The following is a 20,886-nucleotide window of genomic DNA, read 5'->3' as shown; positions in this document are numbered from 1 at the left end:
GCCCGGCGTTCCCGGGGCGCTGTGGGAGGCGGCGCGCCGCGCATCGTCCGACCCCTCGGTTGATAACCTACGGTTCCGTAGCCTACGCTGGCGTAGGTTACGGCGCGGGCGCCCCCAGCGTCCCGCCCGCGGAACGGAAGGAGCACCCGTGGAAGCACACGGTCCGCACACCGACGACGACCTCGTCACGATGCTCACGCGCACCGGGGAGCGCATCCCGCACCCCGACTTCGATCGCTACGCCGAGGACCTCGACGCGGCGACCCTGCGCCGGATGTGGCACGACATGACCGTGGTGCGCGCGTTCGACAACGAGGCCACGAGCCTGCAGCGTCAGGGCGAGCTCGGCCTGTGGGTCCAGTCGCTGGGCCAGGAGGCCGCGCAGATCGGCTCCGGCCACGCGCTCAACGGCAACGACTTCGTCTTCCCCTCGTACCGCGAGCACGGCGTCGCGCTCACGCGCGGCGTCGACCTGCCGGAGATCCTGCGCATCTTCCGCGGCCTCCAGCACGGCGCGTGGGACCCGGAGGCGCACCGCTTCCACCTCTACACCCTCGTGATCGGCGCGCACTCGCTGCACGCGACCGGCTACGCCATGGCGATGGACCGCGACGGTCTCGTCGGCACGGGCGACCCGGCGCGCGACGGCGCCGTGGTCTGCTACTTCGGCGACGGCGCGACCAGCCAGGGCGACGTCAGCGAGGCGATGGTCTTCGCCGCGGTGCACGATGCGCCGGTCGTCTTCTTCGTGCAGAACAACCAGTTCGCGATCTCCGAGCCCGTGACGCGCCAGAGCCGCGTCCCGCTCGCCCAGCGCGGCGCGGGCTTCGGGATCCCGTCCGTCCGGGTCGACGGCAACGACGTCGTCGCCTGCTACGCCGTGACGCGGTGGGCGCTCGAGCGCGCCCGCTCGGGCGGCGGGCCGGTGCTCATCGAGGCCTTCACCTACCGCATGGGCGCGCACACGACGTCCGACGACCCCACCCGGTACCGCACCCGCGCCGACGAGTCCTACTGGGCCGAGCGCGACCCGATCGCGCGCCTCGACACCTATCTGTCCTCGCTGGGCGAGCTCGGGGACGATGCGCGGGAGGCCGTCGCGGCCGAGGTCAAGGAGCTCGGCCGCCGCACCCGCGAGACCGTCCGGTCGTGGGAGGTCCCCGCGGTCGGGAGCATGTTCGAGCACGTCTACGCCGAGCCCCACGCGACCGTCGACGCCGAGCGCGCCTGGTTCGAGCGCTACGAGCGCTCGTTCGCGGACCAGGGGGTGCACGCGTGACCCAGATGACGATGGCGGGCGCGATCAACCGCGGCCTGCGCGCCGCGATGGACCGCGACGAGAAGGTCCTCCTCATGGGCGAGGACATCGGCCAGCTCGGCGGCGTCTTCCGCGTGACCGACGGGCTGTGGAAGGACTTCGGCCCGGACCGCGTCATGGACACCCCGCTCGCGGAGTCCGGCATCGTCGGCACCGCGATCGGCATGGCGATGCGCGGCTACCGGCCGGTCATCGAGATCCAGTTCGACGGCTTCATCTTCCCGGCCTACGACCAGATCACGACCCAGCTCGCGAAGATGCACTACCGCTCGCAGGGCCGCATCCAGCTGCCCGTGGTGATCCGCGTGCCGTTCGCCGGCGGCATCGGCGCCGTCGAGCACCACTCGGAGAGCCCCGAGGCGCTGTTCGCGCACACCGCGGGCCTGCGCGCGATCTCGCCCGCGACGCCGCAGGACGCGTACGACATGATCCAGCAGGCGATCGCGTCGCCCGACCCGGTCCTCTTCTTCGAGCCCAAGGCCCGCTACTGGGACAAGGGAGAGGTCGACGAGGGTCGCGTGGACGCGCAGCTGTCCGCCGAGGACGGCGCCTCCGCCGGCACCGCCGAGATGTCCCGCGGCCGCGTGGCCCGCTCCGGCACCGACGTCACGCTCGTCGCGTACGGGCCCACCGTGCGCCTCGCGCTGCAGGCGGCGGAGGTCGCCGGCGCGGACGGCACGAGCGTCGAGGTCGTCGACCTGCGGTCGATCTCCCCGCTCGACTCCGCCACCGTGGTCCGGTCCGCCAAGCGCACGGGGCGCGTCGTCATCGTGCACGAGGCCCCCACCGCGTACGGCCCGGGCGCGGAGCTGTCGGCCCGCATCGCCGAGGAGGCCTTCTTCCACCTCCACGCGCCGGTGCTCCGGGTGGGCGGCTTCCACGCGCCCTACCCTGGCAGCAAGCTGGAGCACGACTACCTGCCCAACCTTGATCGCGTGCTCGACGCCGTCGACCGCGTGATGACGCACTGAGAGGCCGCGCATGCCCACCATCGAGACCTTCCACATGCCGGACGCCGGCGAGGGCCTGACCGAGGCGGACATCGTCACGTGGCGCGTCGCGCCCGGCGACACGGTCGAGGTCAACCAGCCGCTCGTCGAGATCGAGACCGCCAAGTCGCTCGTCGAGCTGCCGTGCCCGTTCGACGGCGTCGTGGTCCGCCTTCTCGCGCAGGAGGGCGACACGGTCGAGGTCGGCGTCGCGATCGCCGAGTTCGACGTCGACCCCGACGGCGAGGCGCCCGCGGACGATGCGCCGGTCGCGCAGGACGCGGTCGCCGCGGAGGCCGTCGTGGAGGAGTCCGCCGCCCCGGCGCCGGCGCCTGCGCCCGCCGCCGCCCCCGAGGCCCCGGCTGCCCCGGCGCCCGCCGCATCGTCCCCCGCCGCATCGTCCCCCGCGCAGGACGGCTCCGGCGCGGTGCTCGTCGGCTACGGCGTCAAGGCGGGCTCCGCGCAGCGCCGCCCGCGCCGCGACGGTGCGCTCGACCCGATCGGCGGCGCCGACGAGGCGAGCGAGTACCCCGTGCTCGCCAAGCCCCCCGTGCGCAAGCTCGCGCGCGAGCTCGGCGTGGACCTCACCACCGTCACCCCGTCGGGCCCCGGCGGCCTGGTCACGCGCGAGGACGTCGAGCAGGCGGCGCAGGCGATGTCGGCGCGCAGCCTCGCGACGTACGCGGGCGACGACCAGCCGTGGCTCGAGTCCGGCTACTCGAAGGACGGCGGCCGCTCGACCCGCGTGCCCGTGCGCTCGGTGCGCAAGCGCACCGCGGAGGCCATGGTGAAGTCGGCGTTCACCGCGCCTCACGTCACGGTCTTCCACACGGCCGACGTCACCGAGACGATGCACCTGGTCGCGCGGCTCAAGGCGGACCGCGAGTTCCAGGACGTGCGCGTGACGCCGCTGCTCATCGTCGCGAAGGCGCTGCTGCTCGCGGTGCGCCGCCACCCCGAGATCAACGCCTCGTGGGACGACGAGGCGCAGGAGATCGTCTACAAGCACTTCGTCAACCTCGGCATCGCGGCCTCGACGCCGCGCGGCCTGCTCGTGCCCAACATCAAGGACGCGCACCGGCTCCCGCTGCACGAGCTCGCGGCCGAGATCGGCGAGCTCACGGCCCTCGCGCGCGAGAACCGCACCCCTCCCGCGGCGCTCTCCGGCGGCACGATCTCCATCACCAACGTCGGCCCGCTCGGGATCGACACCGGCACGCCGATCCTCAACCCCGGCGAGTCCGCGATCCTCGCGTTCGGCGCGATCCGCGAGCAGCCGTGGGTCCACGAGGGCGAGATCAAGGTGCGCTGGGTCACGCAGCTCGCGCTCAGCTTCGACCACCGGCTGGTCGACGGCGAGCTCGGCGCCCGCGTGCTCGCGGACGTGGGCCGGGTGATGAGCGACCCGTCGCAGGGTCTCGTCTGGGGCTAGGCCCGGCGCCCGCCGCGCTGCGGGCGCGAGGTACAGTCGCGTACGCGGCCGCAGCGGCGGCGCGCGCAGGAACGGATGGGGAGAAGCATGGCGGTCGAGTTCGAGAAGCTGGTCTACCTGGACCCCCAGAAGACCGGATCCACCTTCGTCGAGGAGGTGCTCATCGACGTCCTCGGGCACGAGCCGACCGTCCGCCAGCGCCACACCCCGCTCCAGGCGCGTGACCCGCACCGCCTCCACTGCATCTCGGTGCGCGACCCGTGGGACCAGTACCTGTCGCTGTACCGCTACGGCAGCGACCGCAAGGGCGGCGTCTACCTCACCCTCAAGAACGCGGGCCAGGCGTCGGCCTACCGCGACTTCGGCTCGTGGCTCGACGTGGTCCTCGACCCCGCGAACGCGGCGGCGGTCGCCCCGCGCTGGGGCGACACCGGCATCGCGCGCCTGGTCGGCCTGCAGTCGTTCCGCTACATGCGCATGGCCATCCCGCGCTCGCTCCAGCTCATGCCGTCGATGAAGACGGTCGAGGACGTGCGCGAGCAGCACGCGCGGCTCAAGGCGTGGGACGTCGTGCTGCGCACCGAGACGCTGCTCGACGACGTGGTCGAGATGCTCGACACCCACCGCGACCGGCTCGGGATCACCATGAGCCGCGACGAGATCGCGAGCCGGGCGGCGTCGCACGCCGGCGCGAACGCGTCGAAGTCCAAGCGCGTCGAGATGGCCGACGAGCACCGCGCCCGCATCGCCGAGCGCGAGTGGCTGCTCCTCGAGGAGTTCGGCTACCAGGCCTGACGGGCGACGTCGGGTCCGGTGCGGTAGCGTCGGGGACGGTCAAGAGACCGTCAAGACGTCGCCAAGGAGGATCCCGTGGAACGCTGGCTCGCCGGTGACGGCCTCCCCCTCGCGGAGATCGCCGCGTCCGTCCGCGCGTGGACCCCGTTCGCCGCGGACTCGCCGCTGTACGAGCTGTTCGCGCAGCGCCTCGCCGACGACCCCGACATCCTCGCGGTCCTCGCCCGCATCCGCACCTCCCCGCCCATCAACGTCCTCTTCGCCGCGGTCCAGCACCTCCTGACGGCGGACGATGCGCTGGCGGCCTGGTACCCGCGCCTCGCCGGGGAGGCGCGCACCCCCGACGACGCGGCCTACGCGGAGTTCCGCGCCTTCGTGCTCGCCCGTCGCGACGAGCTCCTCGAGCTCGCCGCCACCCGCCGGACCCAGACCAACGAGGTGCGCCGCTGCGCGGTCCTCATGCCGGTGATCGCCGCCGCGCTCGCGGAGCGGGGCTGGGACGGGCCCGTGCACGCGATCGACATGGGGGCGTCCGCGGGCCTCGGCCTGCTCATGGACCGCGTCGCCTACCGCTACGGCGACACCCGCATCGGCTCCTCGCCCCTCACGCTCGACAGCGAGAACCGGGGCGGGTTCGCGCTGCCCGACGCCCCGCCCGCCTTCGCCACCCGCACGGGGCTCGATCTCGCGCCCGTCGACGCGACGGATCCCGCGCAGGCGGCCTGGCTCGAGGCCCTCGTGTGGCCCGAGCAGGCGGACCGCCTCGAGCGCCTGCGCGCCGCGATCGCGCTGCGGCGCGACGTCGACATCGCGATGGTGGCCGGCGACGCGGCCGTCACGCTTCCGCAGGTCGCGGGCGCGCTGCCGGCGGGGCCCATCGTGCTGTGGCACTCGATCGCGCTCTACCAGCTGCCCGACGAGGCGCTCGACGCGATCGACGAGGCCGTGGCCCGGGTGGCGGCGGAGCGGCCGCTCGTGCGGGTGGCCTTCGAGCCCCAGCCCGGCGGCGGCGCCGACATCCGCGTCGCGCTACGGCCGCGCGAGGCCGCGCCGGTGGCGACCGCGCACACGCACGGCGCCTGGCTCGACCTGCCCTGAGCGGGCGGCGCGGCGCCTAGGGAGGCCCCGCGTCGTCCGGGGGCCGGCCGTCCTGGGTGCCCGTGTCGGCGGCGGCGCGCGCCGGGGTGCCGTCCTCGGTCGCACGGGGGTCCGTCCCCGCCAGCTCGTGGTCGCCGTCGCGCAGCGTCTCGAGGCCCGACTTCTCGCGCAGGGGCAGCTGCGGGAGCGCGAGCGCGAGCCCCAGCCCCAGCACCGAGAACATCGAGGAGAACAGCAGGACGCCGGTGATCGCATCCGAGAAGCCGACGCGGAACGGCTCCGCGAGCACGGGATCGATCTGCTGGAGGAACGAGGTGTCGTCGAGCGACAGCCCCGAGTCCGCTGCGGGGCTCCCGGACCCGATCGCGTCGGCGACGGCCCGCTCGGCCGGGTTTCCCGTCGTCGCGGCGTCCGCGACCACCTGCTGGAAGGCGGGATCCTTGGCCGCGCTCGCGAACGCGGAGCCGATGTCCCCCGGCGCAGCCGAGAAGAGCATCGACAGGAAGACCGCCGTGCCGAGCGAGCCGCCGATCTGCCGGAAGAACATGACGGAGGCCGAGCCGGCGCCCATGTCCCGCGGCTCGACGGCGTTCTGCACCGCGAGCATGACCGGTTGCATGATGCCGCCCAGCCCGAGGCCGAAGAGGAAGCCGCCCAGGCCCACATGCCACAGCGAGCTGCCCGCCTCGAGCCGTGACAGGACGAGCCCGGCGATCACGATGAGCGTCGCGCCCGTGACCGGGAACGGCTTGTACCTGCCCGTGGCGCGGATGATCTGCGCCGACGACCCCGCCATCACGAGGATGCCGAGCGTGAACGGCAGCATCGCGAGGCCCGCCTCGGTGGGGTTCATGCCCTTGGCGATCTGCAGGTACAGGGGGATGCCGGCGAGCCCGCCGAACATCGCGAAGCCCATGACGAAGTTGAGCCCGGTCGACACGCCCACCGTGCGGTTGCGCAGCATGCGCAGGGGGAGCAGCGCATCGTCCCCGGCCGCCCGCTCCGCCACGATGAACGCGACGATGCCCGCGACGCTCGCCGCCGACAGCGCGAGCACCGCGGTCGAGGTCCACCCCCACTCGCGCCCCTGCTCGACCACCACCAGCATCGGCACGATGGCGAGGACGAGCGCCGCGGCGCCCCAGTAGTCGACGCGCACCGCGTGCGCGTGGTGCGGCACGTGCAGGACCCGCAGGACGATGACGAGCGCGATGAGCCCCAGCGGCACGTTCTGGAGGAAGATCCACCTCCAGCCGGCCAGCCCCAGCAGCTGGTCCGCATCGGCGTAGAAGCCGCCGAGCACCGGCCCGAGGACGGAGGCGACGCCCCATACCCCGAAGAACGCCGCCTGGTACTTCGTGCGCTCGCGGGGGCTCAGGATGTCGCCGACGATGATGAGCGCGAGCGCCATGAGTCCGCCCGCGCCCAGGCCCTGGAGCCCGCGGTAGGCGGCGAGCTGGTACATGTCGGTCGCGGTGCCGCACAGCAGCGAGCCCACGATGAACAGGCTGAGCGACACGAGGTACAGCGGCTTGCGGCCGAAGATGTCGGAGAGCTTGCCGTACAGGGGCGTGGAGATGGTCGCCGCCACCAGGTAGGCGGTGGTGACCCAGGCCTGCAGCGTGAGGCCGTCGAGATCGTCGCCGATGGTGCGGATCGCGGTCGCGACGATCATCTGATCGAGGGCCGCGAGGAACATCCCGACCACGAGGCCGCCCACGATGAGGTTGATCTGGCGGCGTTCCAGGAGCGGGGACTGGTCGGTCATCGTGCACCCTTCGGGGAGGTGAGGGCGGGGCGCGGGGCGCCTCCCTCGTCAACCTTGCGCCGGTCCGGTCGATTCCGCCAGACCCCGGTGAGGGGAAGCCGCGCCGTCGCCCTACCCTTGAGGCATGTCTGTCGAGGTCCTGGTGACGCTGTTCGCCGCCGTGAGGGACCTCTCCATCGCGGCGACCGCGGGCGCGCTGCTCGTCATCGCGGCGGTGCTGCCGCGCGGGCACGCGGCCGTGGGCCGGGCCGCGCTCGTCGCCCGCCTCGGCTCGATCGGCTGGGTGGTCGGCGCCTTCGGCCACTCGCTCGCCACGTACGCGAGCATCCGCGGCTCGCTGCCCGACGCCTCCCGCTTCGTCGAGGAGTGGTGGAGCTACTCGACCTCGGTGGACCTGCTCATCGCCTACCTGCAGGTGCTCGCGGCCGGGCTGGTCGCGTCGGTGCTGTGCACGCTGGTCCGCACCCCGGCCGTGGCGGCATGGTCGCTCGTGCCCGTGGCGTGGGCGCTCGGCTGGCTCGCGGAGACCGGGCACGCCGCCGGTGCCGCCGACCACCACCTCGCGACCTCCGCGATGTTCCTTCACCTCGCCGGCGCCGTGGTGTGGACCGGCGTGATCGGGGCGATGCTCCTCCTGCGCGGGGTGCTGGGCGACCGGACGAAGGACGCGATCGGGCGCGCCTCGAAGATCGCGATCTGGGCGGCCGCCGCCGTCGTCGTCTCGGGTGCCGCCAACGGCTGGATCCGGCTGTCCGCGCCGTCCGAGCTGTGGACCAGCGCGTACGGGCGCCTGCTGCTGCTGAAGATCGGCCTCATGTCCGTCGCGGTGGCGCTCGCGGCGCTGCACCGCCGGGCGTCGCTGCCGCGTCTCGACGAGGCGCAGGCGAGGGAGCGCTTCTGGCGCCTCATGGCGGTCGACGTGGGCGCGCTCGTCGCGGTCATGGGCGTCGCCGCCGTGCTCGCGTCGACCGCGCCGCCGATCCCGATCGTGCCGGTCGAGGAGCCCAGCCCGGCGTACTACCTCACGGGCTACGAGCTGCCGCCGGCGCCCACCGCGTGGGAGTGGATCGCGCAGTGGCGCCTCGAGATCGTCACGGCGTTCGTGCTCGGCGCGGCCGCGCTCACGTACGTGCGTTGGGTGCTGCGGCTGCGCCGCCGCGGCGACGCGTGGCCCTGGTACCGGACCGCATCGTTCCTCACCGGGATCGCGCTGCTCGTGTGGCTCACGCAGGGCGCGCCCACCGTCTACGGCATGGTGACGTTCAGCGGCCACATGCTCGAGCACATGCTGCTCGTCATGGCCGTGCCCGTGCCGCTCACGTTCGGCGCCCCGGTCACGCTCGCGCTGCGCGCGCTGCCGCCGCGCCGCGACGGCTCGGTGGGTCCGCGCGAGTGGATCCGCACCGTGGTCGAGTCGCGCTGGATGCGCTTCTGGGCCCACCCGGTTGTGGCGGCCGTGAGCTTCGCGGGCTTCCTCATCGTCTTCTACTACTCGCCGCTGTTCGAGTTCGCGCTGCGCAACCACGTGGGCCACCTGTGGATGATCCTGCACTTCACGATCGTGGGCTACCTCTTCGTCAACGCGCTCGTCGGCATCGACCCCGGGCCCACGCGCCCCGGCTACCCCATGCGCATCGTGCTGCTGTTCGCGACCATGGCGTTCCACGCGTTCTTCGGCGTCGCGATCATGATGTCGACGGTGCTCATCGCGCCCACGTGGTTCGGGCTGATGGGGCGCACGTGGGGCCCGGACGCGATCACCGACCAGCAGTACGGCGGCCAGATCGCGTGGGGCATCGGGGAGTTCCCGGTGGTGCTGCTCGCGATCGGCATCGTCGTCGCGTGGCGCCGCGCCGACGCGAAGGAGACCCGCCGCCTCGACCGCAAGGCGGAGCGGGACGACGACGCGGAGCTGCGCGCCTACAACGCGATGCTTGCGCGCACCGCCGAGGAGGACGCGCGCCAAGAGCGGTGACCCCGCCCGTCGATTCCCAATGACGGATGTGGCACGCGTGCTCTCGCGTGAAGGCTGGGGCGGTCCCAGCCTTCACGTGGGTCAGCGGCCGTCACTTCCGTCATTGGGAGTCGACGATGCGCGCCGGAGGGGGGTCAGCCCTCGAGGACCGTCCCGTCCGGGATGGTCTCGGCCTGGCCGGTGTCCTCGAGCACGACCTCGCCGCGGCACACCACGCCGGCGCCGAACGTCCAGTCGCCCTTGACCGTGAGCGACACGGCCTCCTTGAGCGACGGGACCCCGTGCGGGAAGCGCGCCTCGAACTTGGACATCGTCTTGTAGTGCTTCGAGTCGAGGTCCACGAGCGGGGCGGCGCCCACCGCGAGGCGCAGCGCGCCGTCCGACTCGAGCGTGTACGCGTCCGAGCGCAGCAGCAGGAGGTCGTTGGTGGTCTTGACCGGCAGGAAGCGGTCGCGGCCCACGACGATCGACGTCGCGCCCTCGAACACCTCGATCGCGGCGCCCATGGCGGTCTCGATCTGGAAGACCTCGGGCGAGGTCGAGTCGGTCGGGTCGACGTTCTTGACGTTGCGGATGAGCGGCAGGCCCAGCACCGCGCCACGCTCCTTGAGCGCCGCGAAGAGCTTCTCGAGGTCGAACCACAGGTTGTTCGTGTGGAAGAACGGGTGGTGGTGCTCGTCCGTGAAGTAGTGCATCTCCTCGGGCGCCGTCTGCGCCGTGTCGCGGAGGATGAGGCGGCCGTCGGCCTTGCGGACCGCAAGGTGGCCGCCCTTGCGGTCGGCCGCGGTGCGGCGGCACAGCTCGGCGGCGTACGGCGCGCCCGAGGCGGCGAACCAGCCGGCGATCGTGGGGCTCGGCACCGCGCCGAGGTTGTCCGAGTTCCCGGTCGACGCGTAGCGGAAGCCCTCGTCGAGCAGCTTCTCGAGGATCCCCGAGCCGAGCAGCGCGGTGTAGATGTCGCCGTGTCCGGGCGGGCACCACTCGAGCGTGGGGTCCTTGGGCCACTCGACCGGCATGAGGCCGTCGACAAGCAGCTTCGGCTCGGCGTTCTGGAGGAAGTCGAGCGGGAGCCCGTCGACCTTGAGGTCGATGTACGGCGCGAGCGCCTCCAGCGTGTCGTCCTGCGTGCGGAAGCTGTTCATCAGCACGAGCGGCAGGCGGGCGCCCGTCGCGGCGCGGGCCTGCTTGACCTGGTCCACGATGAGGTCGAGGAAGCTCTTGCCGTCCCGCACCGGGAGCAGGGACTTCGCGCGGTCCATGCCCATCGAGGTGCCGAGCCCGCCGTTGAGGCGGATGATCGCGGTCCGCGCGAACGCCTCGTTCGCCGCGTCCTCGTCGATGTCGACGCCCTCGAGGAAGGGCGGGTCGAGCAGCGGCTCGATGGTGTCCTCGCGGATCAGGCCGGTGGCGCCGGCCTCCAGCTCCGCGAAGTAGTGGGAGAAGACGTCGATGGCGGTCTGGTCGACCCCGGCGGCGGCCATCTTGGCCTGGGCGGCGATGAGTCCAGGAGCGGTCATGACCCCGAGCCTAGGGGCTGTGCACGCGCCCGGGCCAGGGCTCACGGCCGGGGTGCGGACCGGCCGCGACGCATGACAGTGTTTCCACAGATTTCCTCCACAGGTGTGGGTAAAACCCCGAGGCCCCGCACGGGACATGTGGATGACCATGTGGGCGCGCGGTGGACGGGAACTCTGTGCGGGTGAGGCCTTGCGTCACCCGGGGGACACGAGTAGAAACGCCTCTAGCGAAAAGGTGCGACACGCGCTGAAGGGCGAGGGTGAGAACGCTCTCCTGAGGTTGTCGGACCCGCCGCTGCGCCGGAAACGGCACGGGACGGGGGCGACGACGAGCGTGTGCGCGCGCCGGATCGGACTCCTCGGACAACGGCGGTCCGCGTTCGCCGTCTCGTGAGCGAGGCGGGCGGACCTGTGGGTGACGGCACAGGGCACGACGGGCCCGGGGAGTCGGCCGAGAGGTCGTCGCCGCGTTTCGGGCGCCGCCCACCGTGGTCTCTCGAGCTGCAGGGAAGGCCCCCCGGACCCGAATTCCGGGGGGCCTTCGCCATGTCTGGAGCCTGTGGATGAACCGCCGCGGCCGCGTCGTCCAGGCGTGCGCCCCGACCGTGCGACACTTTCCCGAACGCGAGCAGCGAGGGAGGACGCGATGGTCGACACGCTCGAGGTCGAGGCGGGCGACGACGTCGCCGTCTCGGGCGGCAACGGCGTGGGCATCGCCTCCTTTGTCACCGGCTGCCTCGGGCTCGGACCCGTCGCGATCCTGCTCGGCGGCATCGGGCTCGCGCGCTGGCGCCGCGGCGCCGCCGCGAGGCGCAGCTGGCCGCTCGCCGGCCTCGTGCTCGGCATCGTGGGGACCCTCGGGGCCGCCGCGCTCGCGGCCGTCGTGCTCACCTCGGGCACCGACGAGGCCGAGCAGGACCTGCGCGCCCAGGCCGACGTCGTGACGCTCGGCAACGCCGTGGTGGACGCCTACGTCGCGGATCCGGACGGGACCGTGGAGGTCGGCGTCGACGCGTCGGGCTATGTCGTCGACGGGACGGCGATCGCCGCGGAGCTGTCGCTCGACGAGGACCGCGCCGTCAGCCTCGAGGGCACGGACGCGTTCGACTGGTGCCTCACGCTCACGTACGGCGGCGGCGACAGCGGCGCCGTGGCCTTCGCCGCGACCGAGGGCCTGGTCGTGTCCTGCCCCGTCCGCTGACGCGGCTTTTGCGTCCCGGTGTGATGGTCGTCACACCCCGAATAGATGCTGGTGTGGCGACGATTGTTGCGCAAGAATGAGCCACGGCTGGGTGGTCCAGCCGGAAACCAGGCAGGACGATGTCATGGTCGGGCCTCATCACCCTTCAGCGAGACCCGGGCATAGGCGGGGGCGACCCTGCTGGGGGCGGAGTCCTCAAAGCAGAGGGAGAGCACGATGGACAAGTGGAACCTCATGAAGAACAACACCGTCGTCCGCATCTCGGCGAGCGCTGGCACGCTCGTCGCGGTGGCGGTGATCGCGGGCGCTGGGTTCAAGTGGGCGTGAGCCCCACCAGGCACGGAGGCGGCGCGGGGGATCGACTTCCCGCGCCGCCTTCGCGCATCACCGCGTACGTGGCGACGATCGGCGGCCTCGGCCTCGTCGCCATCGTGCTGGTGCTTCTCGGAGGGCCCTGGCCGGTGACACTGGCGGAGACGCCGGTCTGGCCGATCATCTTCCTCGCCGCGGCGGCGATCGCGGGAGAGGTCAAGCCCATCCGACTGCTGCGCGAGGACGGCGAGGAGCGGACGCTGTCGACATCGGCGCCGTTCGTGCTCGCCCTGGTACCGATCGCCGGCATCGGCGTCGCAGTGGCCGTGCAGATCACCGCGAGCATCGCGGATGATGTCCTGCATCGCCGCGCTCCTCGGAAGTCCCTTTTCAACACGGCTCAGTACACGCTGAGCGTGGTGACGGCACGGCTGATCTTCTCCTGGCTTGCGGGCGTCCCCTTCTTCGGCGGCCCCATGCCGGTCGAAGGTGCGGAGCTCATCCCGCTGCTCCTGGCCGGCGTCGGCATGATCGTCGTGAACTGGCTCCTCGTGGCGGGCGTGGTCTCGCTCTCGACCGGTCAGACCGTCTGGCGCGTCTTCCGCGACGACATCAAGGATCTCGCCCTCACGAACATCGTTCTTCTCAGCGTCGGCGGGATCGCCGCCGTGACCTCGGCTGATGGCGCGGCCGCGCTCGCGCTCCTCTTGGCGCCCGTGCTCGCGGCGCACCTCTTCACGGCAGCGGCCGCGCGCCACGCGCATGACGCGACGCACGACTCGCTCACGGGCCTCGGCAACCGCGGCCAGCTCCACCACGAGCTCGACCGCGGGTTCGCGCAAGCGGCGCCGCTGCGCACAGGCGGTCCGGGCCTCGTGCTCATCGACCTCGACCACTTCAAGGACTTCAACGACACGCTCGGCCACCCCGTGGGAGACGAGATCCTCCGCCAGGTGGCGGTCCGGCTGCGCGAGGTCGCCCCCGACGGCGCCTCCGTGCACCGGCTCGGCGGCGACGAGTTCGCCGTCGTGGTCCGCGGCGACCTCGCCGCGTCCCGACAGGTCGCCCGCGACATCCTCGCGTCGCTCGACGAGCCGGTGAGGGTCGAGACGCTCGAGCTGCTCGTCCGCGCGAGCGCGGGCCTCGCCGTCGCTCCGCTCCACGGCGAGGACGGCGAGACGCTCATGAAGAACGCGGACATCGCGCTGTACCACGCCAAGCTCGAGCGCGACCGGATCAGCACCTTCTCGCCCGAGTTCGACATCAACACCGTCGAGCGGCTCCAGCTCCTGACCGACCTGCGCACCGCGCTCGACACCGGCCAGCTCCACGTCGTCTACCAGCCGCAGACCGACCTCACCGACGGCCGCGTGGTCGCGGTCGAGGCACTCGTGCGGTGGCGGCACCCGGAGCGCGGCCTCGTGCGGGCCGACGAGTTCATCCCGCTCGCGGAGAACTCGGGACTGATCTTCCCGGTGACGGCCTTCGTGCTCGACACGGCCCTCGCCCAGGTCGCCCGCTGGCACGCGGCCGGCCTCGACGTCCGCATGGCGGTCAACCTGTCCGCGCGCCACCTCTCCGACCAGGGCCTGCCGCAGCAGGTCGGGGCGGCGCTCACGCGCCACCAGGTGCCCGCATCGTCCCTCGTGCTCGAGGTGACCGAGACCGCGATCCTGTCGGACCCGGCCCGCGCGGACCTGGTCCTGCACGCGCTCCGCCGCCTCGGCGTCTCGATCGCTATCGACGACTACGGCACCGGCAACGCGTCGCTCAGCTACCTCAAGCGCCTCGAGATCGACGAGCTCAAGATCGACCGCTCGTTCGTCAGCAACATCGGCGCCGACCACCACGACCTCATCATCGTCCGCTCGACCATCTCGCTCGCGCTCGCGCTCGACCTGCGGGTGGTCGCGGAGGGCATCGAGGACGCGGAGACGGTGACGGCGCTGCGCGGCCTCGGCCACGTTATCGGCCAGGGCTACCACCTGGGGCGTCCGGTCGAGGCGGCCGAGCTCGAGCGCGTGCTCGGGATCGAGCCTCCCGCCGAGGCCGACGCCGCGCCTGCAAGTATCGTCTGACCATGCTGGTCCTCGCCGCGGGCGTGCTCGCCCTCCTGTCCCCGCTCGTCGCGCTGCGGTGGCCCGCCGGGCTGCTGCTGCGCCGCTGGCGGTGGGCATGGCTCATCTGGGCGGCGCTGCTGCTGCAGATCGTCATCATCGACGTGCACCTGCCCGCAGGGTTCGCCGAGGCGCTGCACCTCGCGACCTACGCCGCGGCGCTCGCGTTCGTGTGGCTCAACCGCGAGGTCTGGGGGCTGCTCGTCGTGGGCGCCGGCGCGCTCTCCAACGGCGTCACCATCGCGCTCAACGGCGGCGTGCTGCCGGCGAGCGCCGGGGCGACGGCCGCGGCGGGCATCGACCCCGACCACGCGTTCGCCAACACCGCGGTGCTGGCGGATCCGGTGCTGCCGTGGCTCGGCGACGTGTTCGCGTGGCCCGACCCGCTGCCGCTGGCGAACACGTTCAGCGTCGGCGACGTCCTCATCGTCCTCGGCGTCGGCATCGTCGCCTGGAGCGGCTCGCGCCGGCTGGGCTCCCCCGTGCGGGAGGCGCCGGCCGACGACGCGGCCACGACCGCCGCGGAGCGGTGACCCGCCGGGCGCGCGGTCCGCTCGCCGCCGCGCTGGCGGTCTACCTCGTCGCGCTGACGCTGCGCCCGGCGCAGACGGCGGTCGGCCCGGTCCTCGGGGACATCGGCGCCGACCTCGGGCTCGGCGAGGGCGCCCTCGGCCTGCTCGGCACGCTGCCCCTGCTCGGCTTCGCCGCGGTGTCGCCGCTCGTGCACCGCTTCTCCGCGCGCTGGGGCGCCGAGGGCACGCTCCTCGCCGCGTTGGCGGGCCTGGTGCTCGGGATCGTCGTGCGGTCCTGGACCGGCGCCGCGGGGCTGTGGCTCGGGACCGCCGTGATCGGCGCGACCGTCGCGATCGGCAACGTGCTGGTGCCGGTCATCGTCAAGCGCGACTTCCCCGACCGCATCGCCGTCGCGACGGGCGCGTACTCCGCCGTCATCGCGGGCTCGGCCGCCGTCGGCGCGGCGGTCGCGGTGCCGCTCGCGGAGGTCGGCACGTGGCGGCTGTCGCTCGGCGTCTGGGCGGTGCCGTTCGCGGTCGTCGTGGTCGCGTGGTGGCTGCGCACCCGGGTGCGGCACGATGCGGCGGCCGAGGTCGCGGAGGCCGACCTCGCGCACGCGAGCACGTGGCGGTCCGGCACCGCCTGGCTCGTCACCGGCTTCATGGGGCTCCAGGCGACGAGCTTCTACGTGTTCGTCACGTGGCTGCCGACCATCGAGGGCTCGTTCGGGGTGTCCGCGCACACCGCGGGCATCCACCTGTTCGTCTACCAGATGGTCGGCATCGCCGGCGGCCTGCTCATCCCCTTCGCGATGCGGCCGGACAGCCAGGTGGGGGCCGCGGTGCTCGCGACCGTGCTCATCGGGGCGGGAACCGCGGGGCTCATGGTCGCCCCGGATGCAGTGCTGCTGTGGATCGTCATCGCGGGCGTCGGCTCGGGGGCCTCGCTCGTGATGTCGCTGTCGCTCATGAGCCTGCGCGGACGGACGCCGTCCGAGACCACGCAGCTGTCGGGGATGGCGCAGTCGATCGGCTACCTGCTCGCCGCGATCGGCCCCGTCGCCGCGGGCGTCCTCGCGGAGGCGACGGGCTCGTGGACGCCCACCCTGGTGCTGCTGCTGGCCTTCGCGGCCGGCCAGCTCGCGGTGGGCATCGCGGTCGGCGTCGACCGTCGCGCGCCCCTCCGCAGACCGGCCTGAAGCGAGCCCGGACCTGCCGCGACGGGTGGGCCCGGCGTAGGATGGAAGACGGCTGATAGCAAGGACGATGCCCCTCCTCCGCGGACCCGGACGCCTCCGGACCGGCACCGGGAGAGGGGACGTCATGAACGGGCGGATGGCGCCGGTCGCCATAGCCGCGGCCGTCGTCGCGCTGGCGGCGGGGTGCAGCACCGGAGGCTCGACGGAGGATCTCGAGGCGCAGCTCGCGGAGGTCACGGAACAGCGCGACGCGCTGCAGATCGAGCTCGATGCGATCGACGCGAGATACGACAAGGTCGACGCGACGAGGACCGCGATCGAGGAGATCCTGGCCGACCCCGAGTCCTTCGGCACGCCCGACGAGGTCGCCGACCTGATCGCGTCGTACGCGACGGACGATGCGGTCATGGACGACGACGTCTTCGGCGCCGTCGGCTACCGGCAGGCCTGGTACAACACGCTGTACGGCGGCGGGGGCGCCGAGATCGAGACGGTCCAGTCCTGGGTCGACGCGGACGGCTCCGAGTCGGGCAACCTCTGGGTGTGGCGCGGCGTGAACTTCGCCGGGAACCCGTTCGAGCTCATCGGCATCAGCATCATGACGTACGACGACGAGGGCAGCATCACGAACGAGTGGGTCGCGTACCCGTATCCCGACGAGTACGTGCGGGTCGCGTTCATCGGGGGCGGCACGCCCACGACAGCGACGGGCGAGTCCTGGGAGGACGTCGACGAGCAACCCTGACGGCACGGGGCCGCCGGGGCGGAGCAAGCTACCGGGAGGAGGCCCGGCGGTGGAAGGGAGGCGCCATGCGGCGCATCACCAGAAGGAGCGGAGCGCTCGGAGCGGCGGCGGGAGCGGCGATCGTGCTCGCGCTGTCCGGCTGCGGCGGCGACTCCGGCGACTACCCGGTCGAGGTGACCGGACAGACCGAGTGCGACAGCCTCGGCACCTTGCCGACCTGCCAGGACGACATGTCGGACGCGCGGGTCACCGGCGAGAACGAGATCATCCTCAACATCGACTCCCTGGGCGCGGAGACCGCCTCCAGCGGCTCTGCGGTGCTCACCAACGACGGCGGCACCTGGGAGGGGGCCATCGAAGGGACCCGGACGGAGTCCGACGAGGCCGAGGACGGCTACTGCTACGACTTCACCGCCGAGCTGGTCGGCACCGGCGACTACGACGGGCTCGCCTACTCGGCGACGTACACGGGCTGCGACTTCCCCTGGGAGGTGACGGGCACCATCGACGAGGTCGAGGAGTAGTCCCGACCACACGAAGGCCCCTCGTCGGAGGGGCCTTCCACGGGCGGGGCCTCAGGCGTCCTGGCTCGGGGAGCCGCCCGCGGGGGCGGCGGGTGCCGGGGCCTCCTCGGCCTCGGACGATGCCGCGCGGGCCCTCCGCGAGCGCACGGTGCGCACGGCCGCGAGGGCGACGGCGCCGATGAGCGCGAGCGCGATCACCCACGGCAGCAGCACCCCCGTGATCACCAGCGCGCCGGAGACGAAGGCCACCAGCCCGTTCCAGCCCGACTCGAGGCCGCCCCAGAAGCTGCGCGGCGCATCGTCCACGATGACGATCGGCTCGGTCGTGAGCGACAGGTCGATCGTCGACATGGAGACCTGGTCGTCGAGGCCGCGCTGGCGGGCCTCGAGGCTCTCGAGGCGGGCCTGCCGCCCGTCGAGCTCGTCCTCGAGCGTGATGATGTCCTTGATGTCCTCCGCGTCGGCCAGCAGGGACTCGATCCGCGCGGTGGACGCGCGGAGCGTAGAGATCTGGGCGTCGAGGTCACGGACCTCGGTGGTGACGTCGGCGGAGTCGGTCGTGAACTCGTCGACGGTGCCGAGCGCGCGGAGCTCGTCGACCGCGGAGTCGAGCGCCGCCGCAGGGATCCGCAGCGTCAGGCGCGCGGAGCCGCCGTCGTAGGCGCCCGGCGCGGTCTCGGAGCGCGAGTCGATGCGGCCGCCCGCGCTCGTGACGATGTCCTCGGCGCGGTCGGCGGCGGCGATGGGATCCTCGACCGTCATGTACATCGCACCCGTGACGATGAGGGCGCGGTCGTCCGCCGCCTCCGCGGAGTCCGCCGCGCCGCCCGTGGCGCCGTCGGCCTCCTCGGCCTGCTCGTACGCCTCCTCCACCCCCGCGAAGGACGAGTCCGACGCGCCGGAGCTGCAACCCGCCAGCAGCCAGACGGTGGCGAGGAGCGCGGCGATCACCGCGCCCCGGCGGACGGGGGACGATGTCGCGTCGACGCGTGTGCTCATGCCGCTCATGCTAGGGAGACGCACGGCGGCGCGGAAGCGTTGGATGCGAACCCGTGACCATGCTGTGACCAGGCGTGATGCAAGCGCGGCGGGGGAAGGACGAAGGCCCGCTCCTGACGGAACGGGCCTTGCGCGAGAGAGCGGGTGACGGTGTCTGGTGTCACGACATCGTTCACTGATGTGTCGCGACATCGTTCACAGGCCTGGTGCTTCGACGATGGGCCATGGCGGATGCAGACAAGAACCGGGTCATCGTGCTGGCGGTCGTCGAGGGCGGCCTGTCCGTCGCCGAGGCGGCGCAGCGGTTCAAGGTCTCCAGACGGTGGATCTACGCCCTCCTGACGCGCTACCGAGCGGAGGGCGTTGCGGGTCTGGAGCCGCGCTCACGCGCCCCACGCACGTCGCCGCAGACCACGCCCGCACCGGTGCGGGCCAGGATCGTGGAGCTGCGCGACGAACTGACGGGCGAAGGACTCGATGCGGGGGCGGAGTCCATCGCGGACCGGCTCGCCCGCGAGGACCTGACGGTGCCGGCGACGTCGACGATCTGGCGGATCCTGCGCGAAGGCGAACGCGTCACGGCGCAGCCACGCAAACGTCCCCGCTCGTCGTGGACCCGCTTCGAAGCCGCCACCCCCAACGGCTGCTGGCAGTCCGACATGACCCACTGGCACCTGGCCGACGCCACCGAGGTCGAGATCATCTCCTGGCTCGACGACCACTCCCGGTTCCTGCTGCACATCTCCGTCCATGCGGTCGTGACCGCGCCGATCGTGACCACCACGTTCCTGACCACCGCACGTGAGCACGGTCTACCAGCGTCGACGCTGACGGACAACGGGCTGATCTACACCACCCGGTTCGCCAACTACAAAGGCGGCCCCAACCACTTCGAGCACGTCATCGCATCCCTAGGCGTCAAGCAGAAGAACGGCCACCCCGGCCACCCCCAGACCCAGGGCAAGATCGAACGCTTCCACCAGACCCTGAAGAAGTGGCTCGCGGCCAGGCCCGACACCGACACGATCGACGCGATGCAACACGTGTTGCACACCTTCCAGCACGTCTACAACCACGAACGCCCCCACCGGTCGCTCGCCCGGCGCACCCCCGCCGAGGCCTACACCGCGCTACCCAAGGACCAGCCCTCGATCGAGCTCCTCGAACGCCACTGGCGCGTCCGCCACGACATCGTCGACCCCGGCGGCACCATCACCGTGCGCTGGGCCGGCAAGCTACGCCACCTCGGCATCGGACGCGCCCACCGCGGAACCGACATCGTGCTCCTCATGGCCGGCCGCGACACCCTCGTCATCGACCGCACCACCGGCGAGATCATCGCCGAACACCACCTCGACGAAACCCGCGACTACCAACCCAAGAAACACCAAAGGCCCCTCCCGAAGGAGGGGCCTTTGTGAACGATGACCCGAGACATCTGTGAACGATGTCCCGACACATCACAAGAGAGCGGGTGACGGTGTCTGGTGTCACGACATCGTTCACTGATGTGTCGCGACATCGTTCACAGGCCTGGTGCTTCGACGATGGGCCATGGCGGATGCAGACAAGAACCGGGTCATCGTGCTGGCGGTCGTCGAGGGCGGCCTGTCCGTCGCCGAGGCGGCGCAGCGGTTCAAGGTCTCCAGACGGTGGATCTACGCCCTCCTGACGCGCTACCGAGCGGAGGGCGTTGCGGGTCTGGAGCCACGCTCACGCGCCCCACGCACGTCGCCGCAGACCACGCCCGCACCGGTGCGGGCCAGGATCGTGGAGCTGCGCGACGCGCTGACGGGCGAAGGACTCGATGCGGGGGCGGAGTCCATCGCGGACCGGCTCGCCCGCGAGGACCTGACGGTGCCGGCGACGTCGACGATCTGGCGGATCCTGCGTGAAGGCGAACGCGTCACGGCGCAGCCACGCAAACGTCCCCGCTCGTCGTGGACCCGCTTCGAAGCCGCCACCCCCAACGGCTGCTGGCAGTCCGACATGACCCACTGGCACCTGGCCGACGCCACCGAGGTCGAGATCATCTCCTGGCTCGACGACCACTCCCGGTTCCTGCTGCACATCTCCGTCCATGCGGTCGTGACCGCGCCGATCGTGACCACCACGTTCCTGACCACCGCACGTGAGCACGGTCTACCAGCGTCGACGCTGACGGACAACGGGCTGATCTACACCACCCGGTTCGCCAACTACAAAGGCGGCCCCAACCACTTCGAGCACGTCATCGCATCCCTAGGCGTCAAGCAGAAGAACGGCCACCCGGGCCACCCCCAGACCCAGGGCAAGATCGAACGCTTTCACCAGACCCTGAAGAAGTGGCTCGCGGCCAGGCCCGACGCCGACACGATCGACGCGATGCAACACGTGTTGCACACC

Annotated in this window: 17 protein-coding genes; 14 read left to right on the top strand and 3 right to left on the bottom strand. The window is 72.2% G+C overall.

Annotated features, from left to right (window positions below; all coding sequences use genetic code 11):
• Positions 1-148 precede the first annotated feature (148 nt).
• From pdhA to AOM07_RS11985, 5 genes are all read left to right on the top strand, one after another.
• Positions 149-1,279 carry a pyruvate dehydrogenase (acetyl-transferring) E1 component subunit alpha gene (gene pdhA / locus AOM07_RS12005; protein WP_228374457.1) on the top strand — a complete coding sequence of 377 codons (1,131 nt, stop codon included), beginning with the start codon at positions 149-151 and terminating at the stop codon, positions 1,277-1,279.
• A 5-nt stretch (positions 1,280-1,284) separates the two neighbouring features.
• Entirely contained in the window at positions 1,285-2,289 is a 1,005-nt protein-coding gene (locus AOM07_RS12000) for an alpha-ketoacid dehydrogenase subunit beta (protein WP_062314373.1), read from the top strand.
• A gap of 10 nt (positions 2,290-2,299) precedes the next feature.
• Complete coding sequence (locus AOM07_RS11995) at positions 2,300-3,739, top strand: dihydrolipoamide acetyltransferase family protein (RefSeq protein ID WP_062314128.1); 1,440 nt, start codon at positions 2,300-2,302, stop codon at positions 3,737-3,739.
• Positions 3,740-3,826: 87 nt separating this feature from the next.
• A complete protein-coding gene (locus tag AOM07_RS11990; protein WP_062314126.1) occupies positions 3,827-4,534 on the top strand; it encodes a hypothetical protein in 708 nt (235 codons plus the stop codon).
• Positions 4,535-4,609: 75 nt separating this feature from the next.
• Positions 4,610-5,632, top strand: coding sequence for a DUF2332 domain-containing protein (locus tag AOM07_RS11985; protein WP_062314124.1), 1,023 nt, complete (start codon positions 4,610-4,612; stop codon positions 5,630-5,632).
• Between the two features lie 16 nt (positions 5,633-5,648).
• Here AOM07_RS11985 and AOM07_RS11980 read toward each other — a convergent pair whose 3' ends face one another.
• Positions 5,649-7,400 carry an MDR family MFS transporter gene (locus AOM07_RS11980; RefSeq protein WP_062314121.1) on the bottom strand — a complete coding sequence of 584 codons (1,752 nt, stop codon included), beginning with the start codon at positions 7,398-7,400 and terminating at the stop codon, positions 5,649-5,651.
• A 124-nt stretch (positions 7,401-7,524) separates the two neighbouring features.
• On the opposite strand from AOM07_RS11980, the gene AOM07_RS11975 reads away from it, so the two are divergent.
• Positions 7,525-9,375, top strand: a complete 1,851-nt coding sequence (locus tag AOM07_RS11975) for a bifunctional copper resistance protein CopD/cytochrome c oxidase assembly protein (RefSeq protein WP_062314120.1) — start codon at positions 7,525-7,527, stop codon at positions 9,373-9,375.
• A 134-nt stretch (positions 9,376-9,509) separates the two neighbouring features.
• On the opposite strand, the gene AOM07_RS11970 is transcribed toward AOM07_RS11975, so the two are convergent.
• Positions 9,510-10,892, bottom strand: a complete 1,383-nt coding sequence (locus tag AOM07_RS11970) for a UTP--glucose-1-phosphate uridylyltransferase (RefSeq protein ID WP_062314117.1) — start codon at positions 10,890-10,892, stop codon at positions 9,510-9,512.
• A 646-nt stretch (positions 10,893-11,538) separates the two neighbouring features.
• Here AOM07_RS11970 and AOM07_RS15020 point away from each other — a divergent pair.
• The 6 genes from AOM07_RS15020 (at position 11,539) to AOM07_RS11940 (ending at position 17,502) form a co-directional block, all read left to right on the top strand.
• Positions 11,539-12,093: a hypothetical protein gene (locus AOM07_RS15020; RefSeq protein ID WP_062314115.1), complete on the top strand. Its 555-nt coding sequence runs from the start codon at positions 11,539-11,541 to the stop codon at positions 12,091-12,093.
• Between the two features lie 395 nt (positions 12,094-12,488).
• The gene (locus AOM07_RS11960; protein ID WP_062314112.1) at positions 12,489-14,483 is read left to right on the top strand and encodes a putative bifunctional diguanylate cyclase/phosphodiesterase; all 1,995 of its coding nucleotides are present in this window, start codon (positions 12,489-12,491) and stop codon (positions 14,481-14,483) included.
• A 2-nt stretch (positions 14,484-14,485) separates the two neighbouring features.
• Positions 14,486-15,055: a DUF5317 family protein gene (locus AOM07_RS14990; RefSeq protein WP_062314109.1), complete on the top strand. Its 570-nt coding sequence runs from the start codon at positions 14,486-14,488 to the stop codon at positions 15,053-15,055.
• A complete protein-coding gene (locus tag AOM07_RS11950) occupies positions 15,052-16,233 on the top strand; it encodes an MFS transporter (protein WP_062314107.1) in 1,182 nt (393 codons plus the stop codon). The genes AOM07_RS14990 and AOM07_RS11950 overlap by 4 nt, the downstream gene beginning before the upstream one ends.
• Before the next feature lie 124 nt (positions 16,234-16,357).
• A complete protein-coding gene (locus AOM07_RS11945) occupies positions 16,358-16,978 on the top strand; it encodes a hypothetical protein (RefSeq protein WP_156171924.1) in 621 nt (206 codons plus the stop codon).
• A gap of 65 nt (positions 16,979-17,043) precedes the next feature.
• On the top strand, positions 17,044-17,502 hold the full coding sequence (locus tag AOM07_RS11940) for a hypothetical protein (protein ID WP_156171923.1): 459 nt from the start codon (positions 17,044-17,046) through the stop codon (positions 17,500-17,502).
• 51 nt (positions 17,503-17,553) lie between these two features.
• Here AOM07_RS11940 and AOM07_RS11935 read toward each other — a convergent pair whose 3' ends face one another.
• Positions 17,554-18,501: a DUF4349 domain-containing protein gene (locus AOM07_RS11935; protein WP_062314100.1), complete on the bottom strand. Its 948-nt coding sequence runs from the start codon at positions 18,499-18,501 to the stop codon at positions 17,554-17,556.
• Between the two features lie 224 nt (positions 18,502-18,725).
• Here AOM07_RS11935 and AOM07_RS11930 point away from each other — a divergent pair, with 224 nt between their 5' ends.
• Together AOM07_RS11930 and AOM07_RS11925 are read left to right on the top strand one after the other, a co-directional pair.
• Positions 18,726-19,922 carry an IS481 family transposase gene (locus tag AOM07_RS11930; RefSeq protein ID WP_062314098.1) on the top strand — a complete coding sequence of 399 codons (1,197 nt, stop codon included), beginning with the start codon at positions 18,726-18,728 and terminating at the stop codon, positions 19,920-19,922.
• A gap of 133 nt (positions 19,923-20,055) precedes the next feature.
• Positions 20,056-20,886: helix-turn-helix domain-containing protein (locus AOM07_RS11925; RefSeq protein ID WP_062314095.1), on the top strand; the 831-nt coding region annotated here is incomplete at its 3' end.

The sequence above is a fragment of the Demequina rhizosphaerae genome (assembly GCF_000971255.1).
Taxonomy (GTDB): domain Bacteria; phylum Actinomycetota; class Actinomycetes; order Actinomycetales; family Demequinaceae; genus Demequina; species Demequina rhizosphaerae.
The sequence above is the reverse complement of the archived record's forward strand: the minus strand, read 5'-3'. Positions and strand labels throughout refer to the sequence as shown.

Coding starts and splice junctions, on each gene's coding strand:
- AOM07_RS12000 (WP_062314373.1), top strand. CDS start 1,285: ATGACGATGGCGGGCGCGATCAACCGCGGCCTGCGCGCCGCGATGGAC.
- AOM07_RS11995 (WP_062314128.1), top strand. CDS start 2,300: ATGCCCACCATCGAGACCTTCCACATGCCGGACGCCGGCGAGGGCCTG.
- AOM07_RS11990 (WP_062314126.1), top strand. CDS start 3,827: ATGGCGGTCGAGTTCGAGAAGCTGGTCTACCTGGACCCCCAGAAGACC.
- AOM07_RS11980 (WP_062314121.1), bottom strand. CDS start 7,400: ATGACCGACCAGTCCCCGCTCCTGGAACGCCGCCAGATCAACCTCATC.
- AOM07_RS11975 (WP_062314120.1), top strand. CDS start 7,525: ATGTCTGTCGAGGTCCTGGTGACGCTGTTCGCCGCCGTGAGGGACCTC.
- AOM07_RS11970 (WP_062314117.1), bottom strand. CDS start 10,892: ATGACCGCTCCTGGACTCATCGCCGCCCAGGCCAAGATGGCCGCCGCC.
- AOM07_RS15020 (WP_062314115.1), top strand. CDS start 11,539: ATGGTCGACACGCTCGAGGTCGAGGCGGGCGACGACGTCGCCGTCTCG.
- AOM07_RS14990 (WP_062314109.1), top strand. CDS start 14,486: ATGCTGGTCCTCGCCGCGGGCGTGCTCGCCCTCCTGTCCCCGCTCGTC.
- AOM07_RS11945 (WP_156171924.1), top strand. CDS start 16,358: ATGAACGGGCGGATGGCGCCGGTCGCCATAGCCGCGGCCGTCGTCGCG.
- AOM07_RS11940 (WP_156171923.1), top strand. CDS start 17,044: ATGCGGCGCATCACCAGAAGGAGCGGAGCGCTCGGAGCGGCGGCGGGA.
- AOM07_RS11935 (WP_062314100.1), bottom strand. CDS start 18,501: ATGAGCACACGCGTCGACGCGACATCGTCCCCCGTCCGCCGGGGCGCG.
- AOM07_RS11930 (WP_062314098.1), top strand. CDS start 18,726: ATGGCGGATGCAGACAAGAACCGGGTCATCGTGCTGGCGGTCGTCGAG.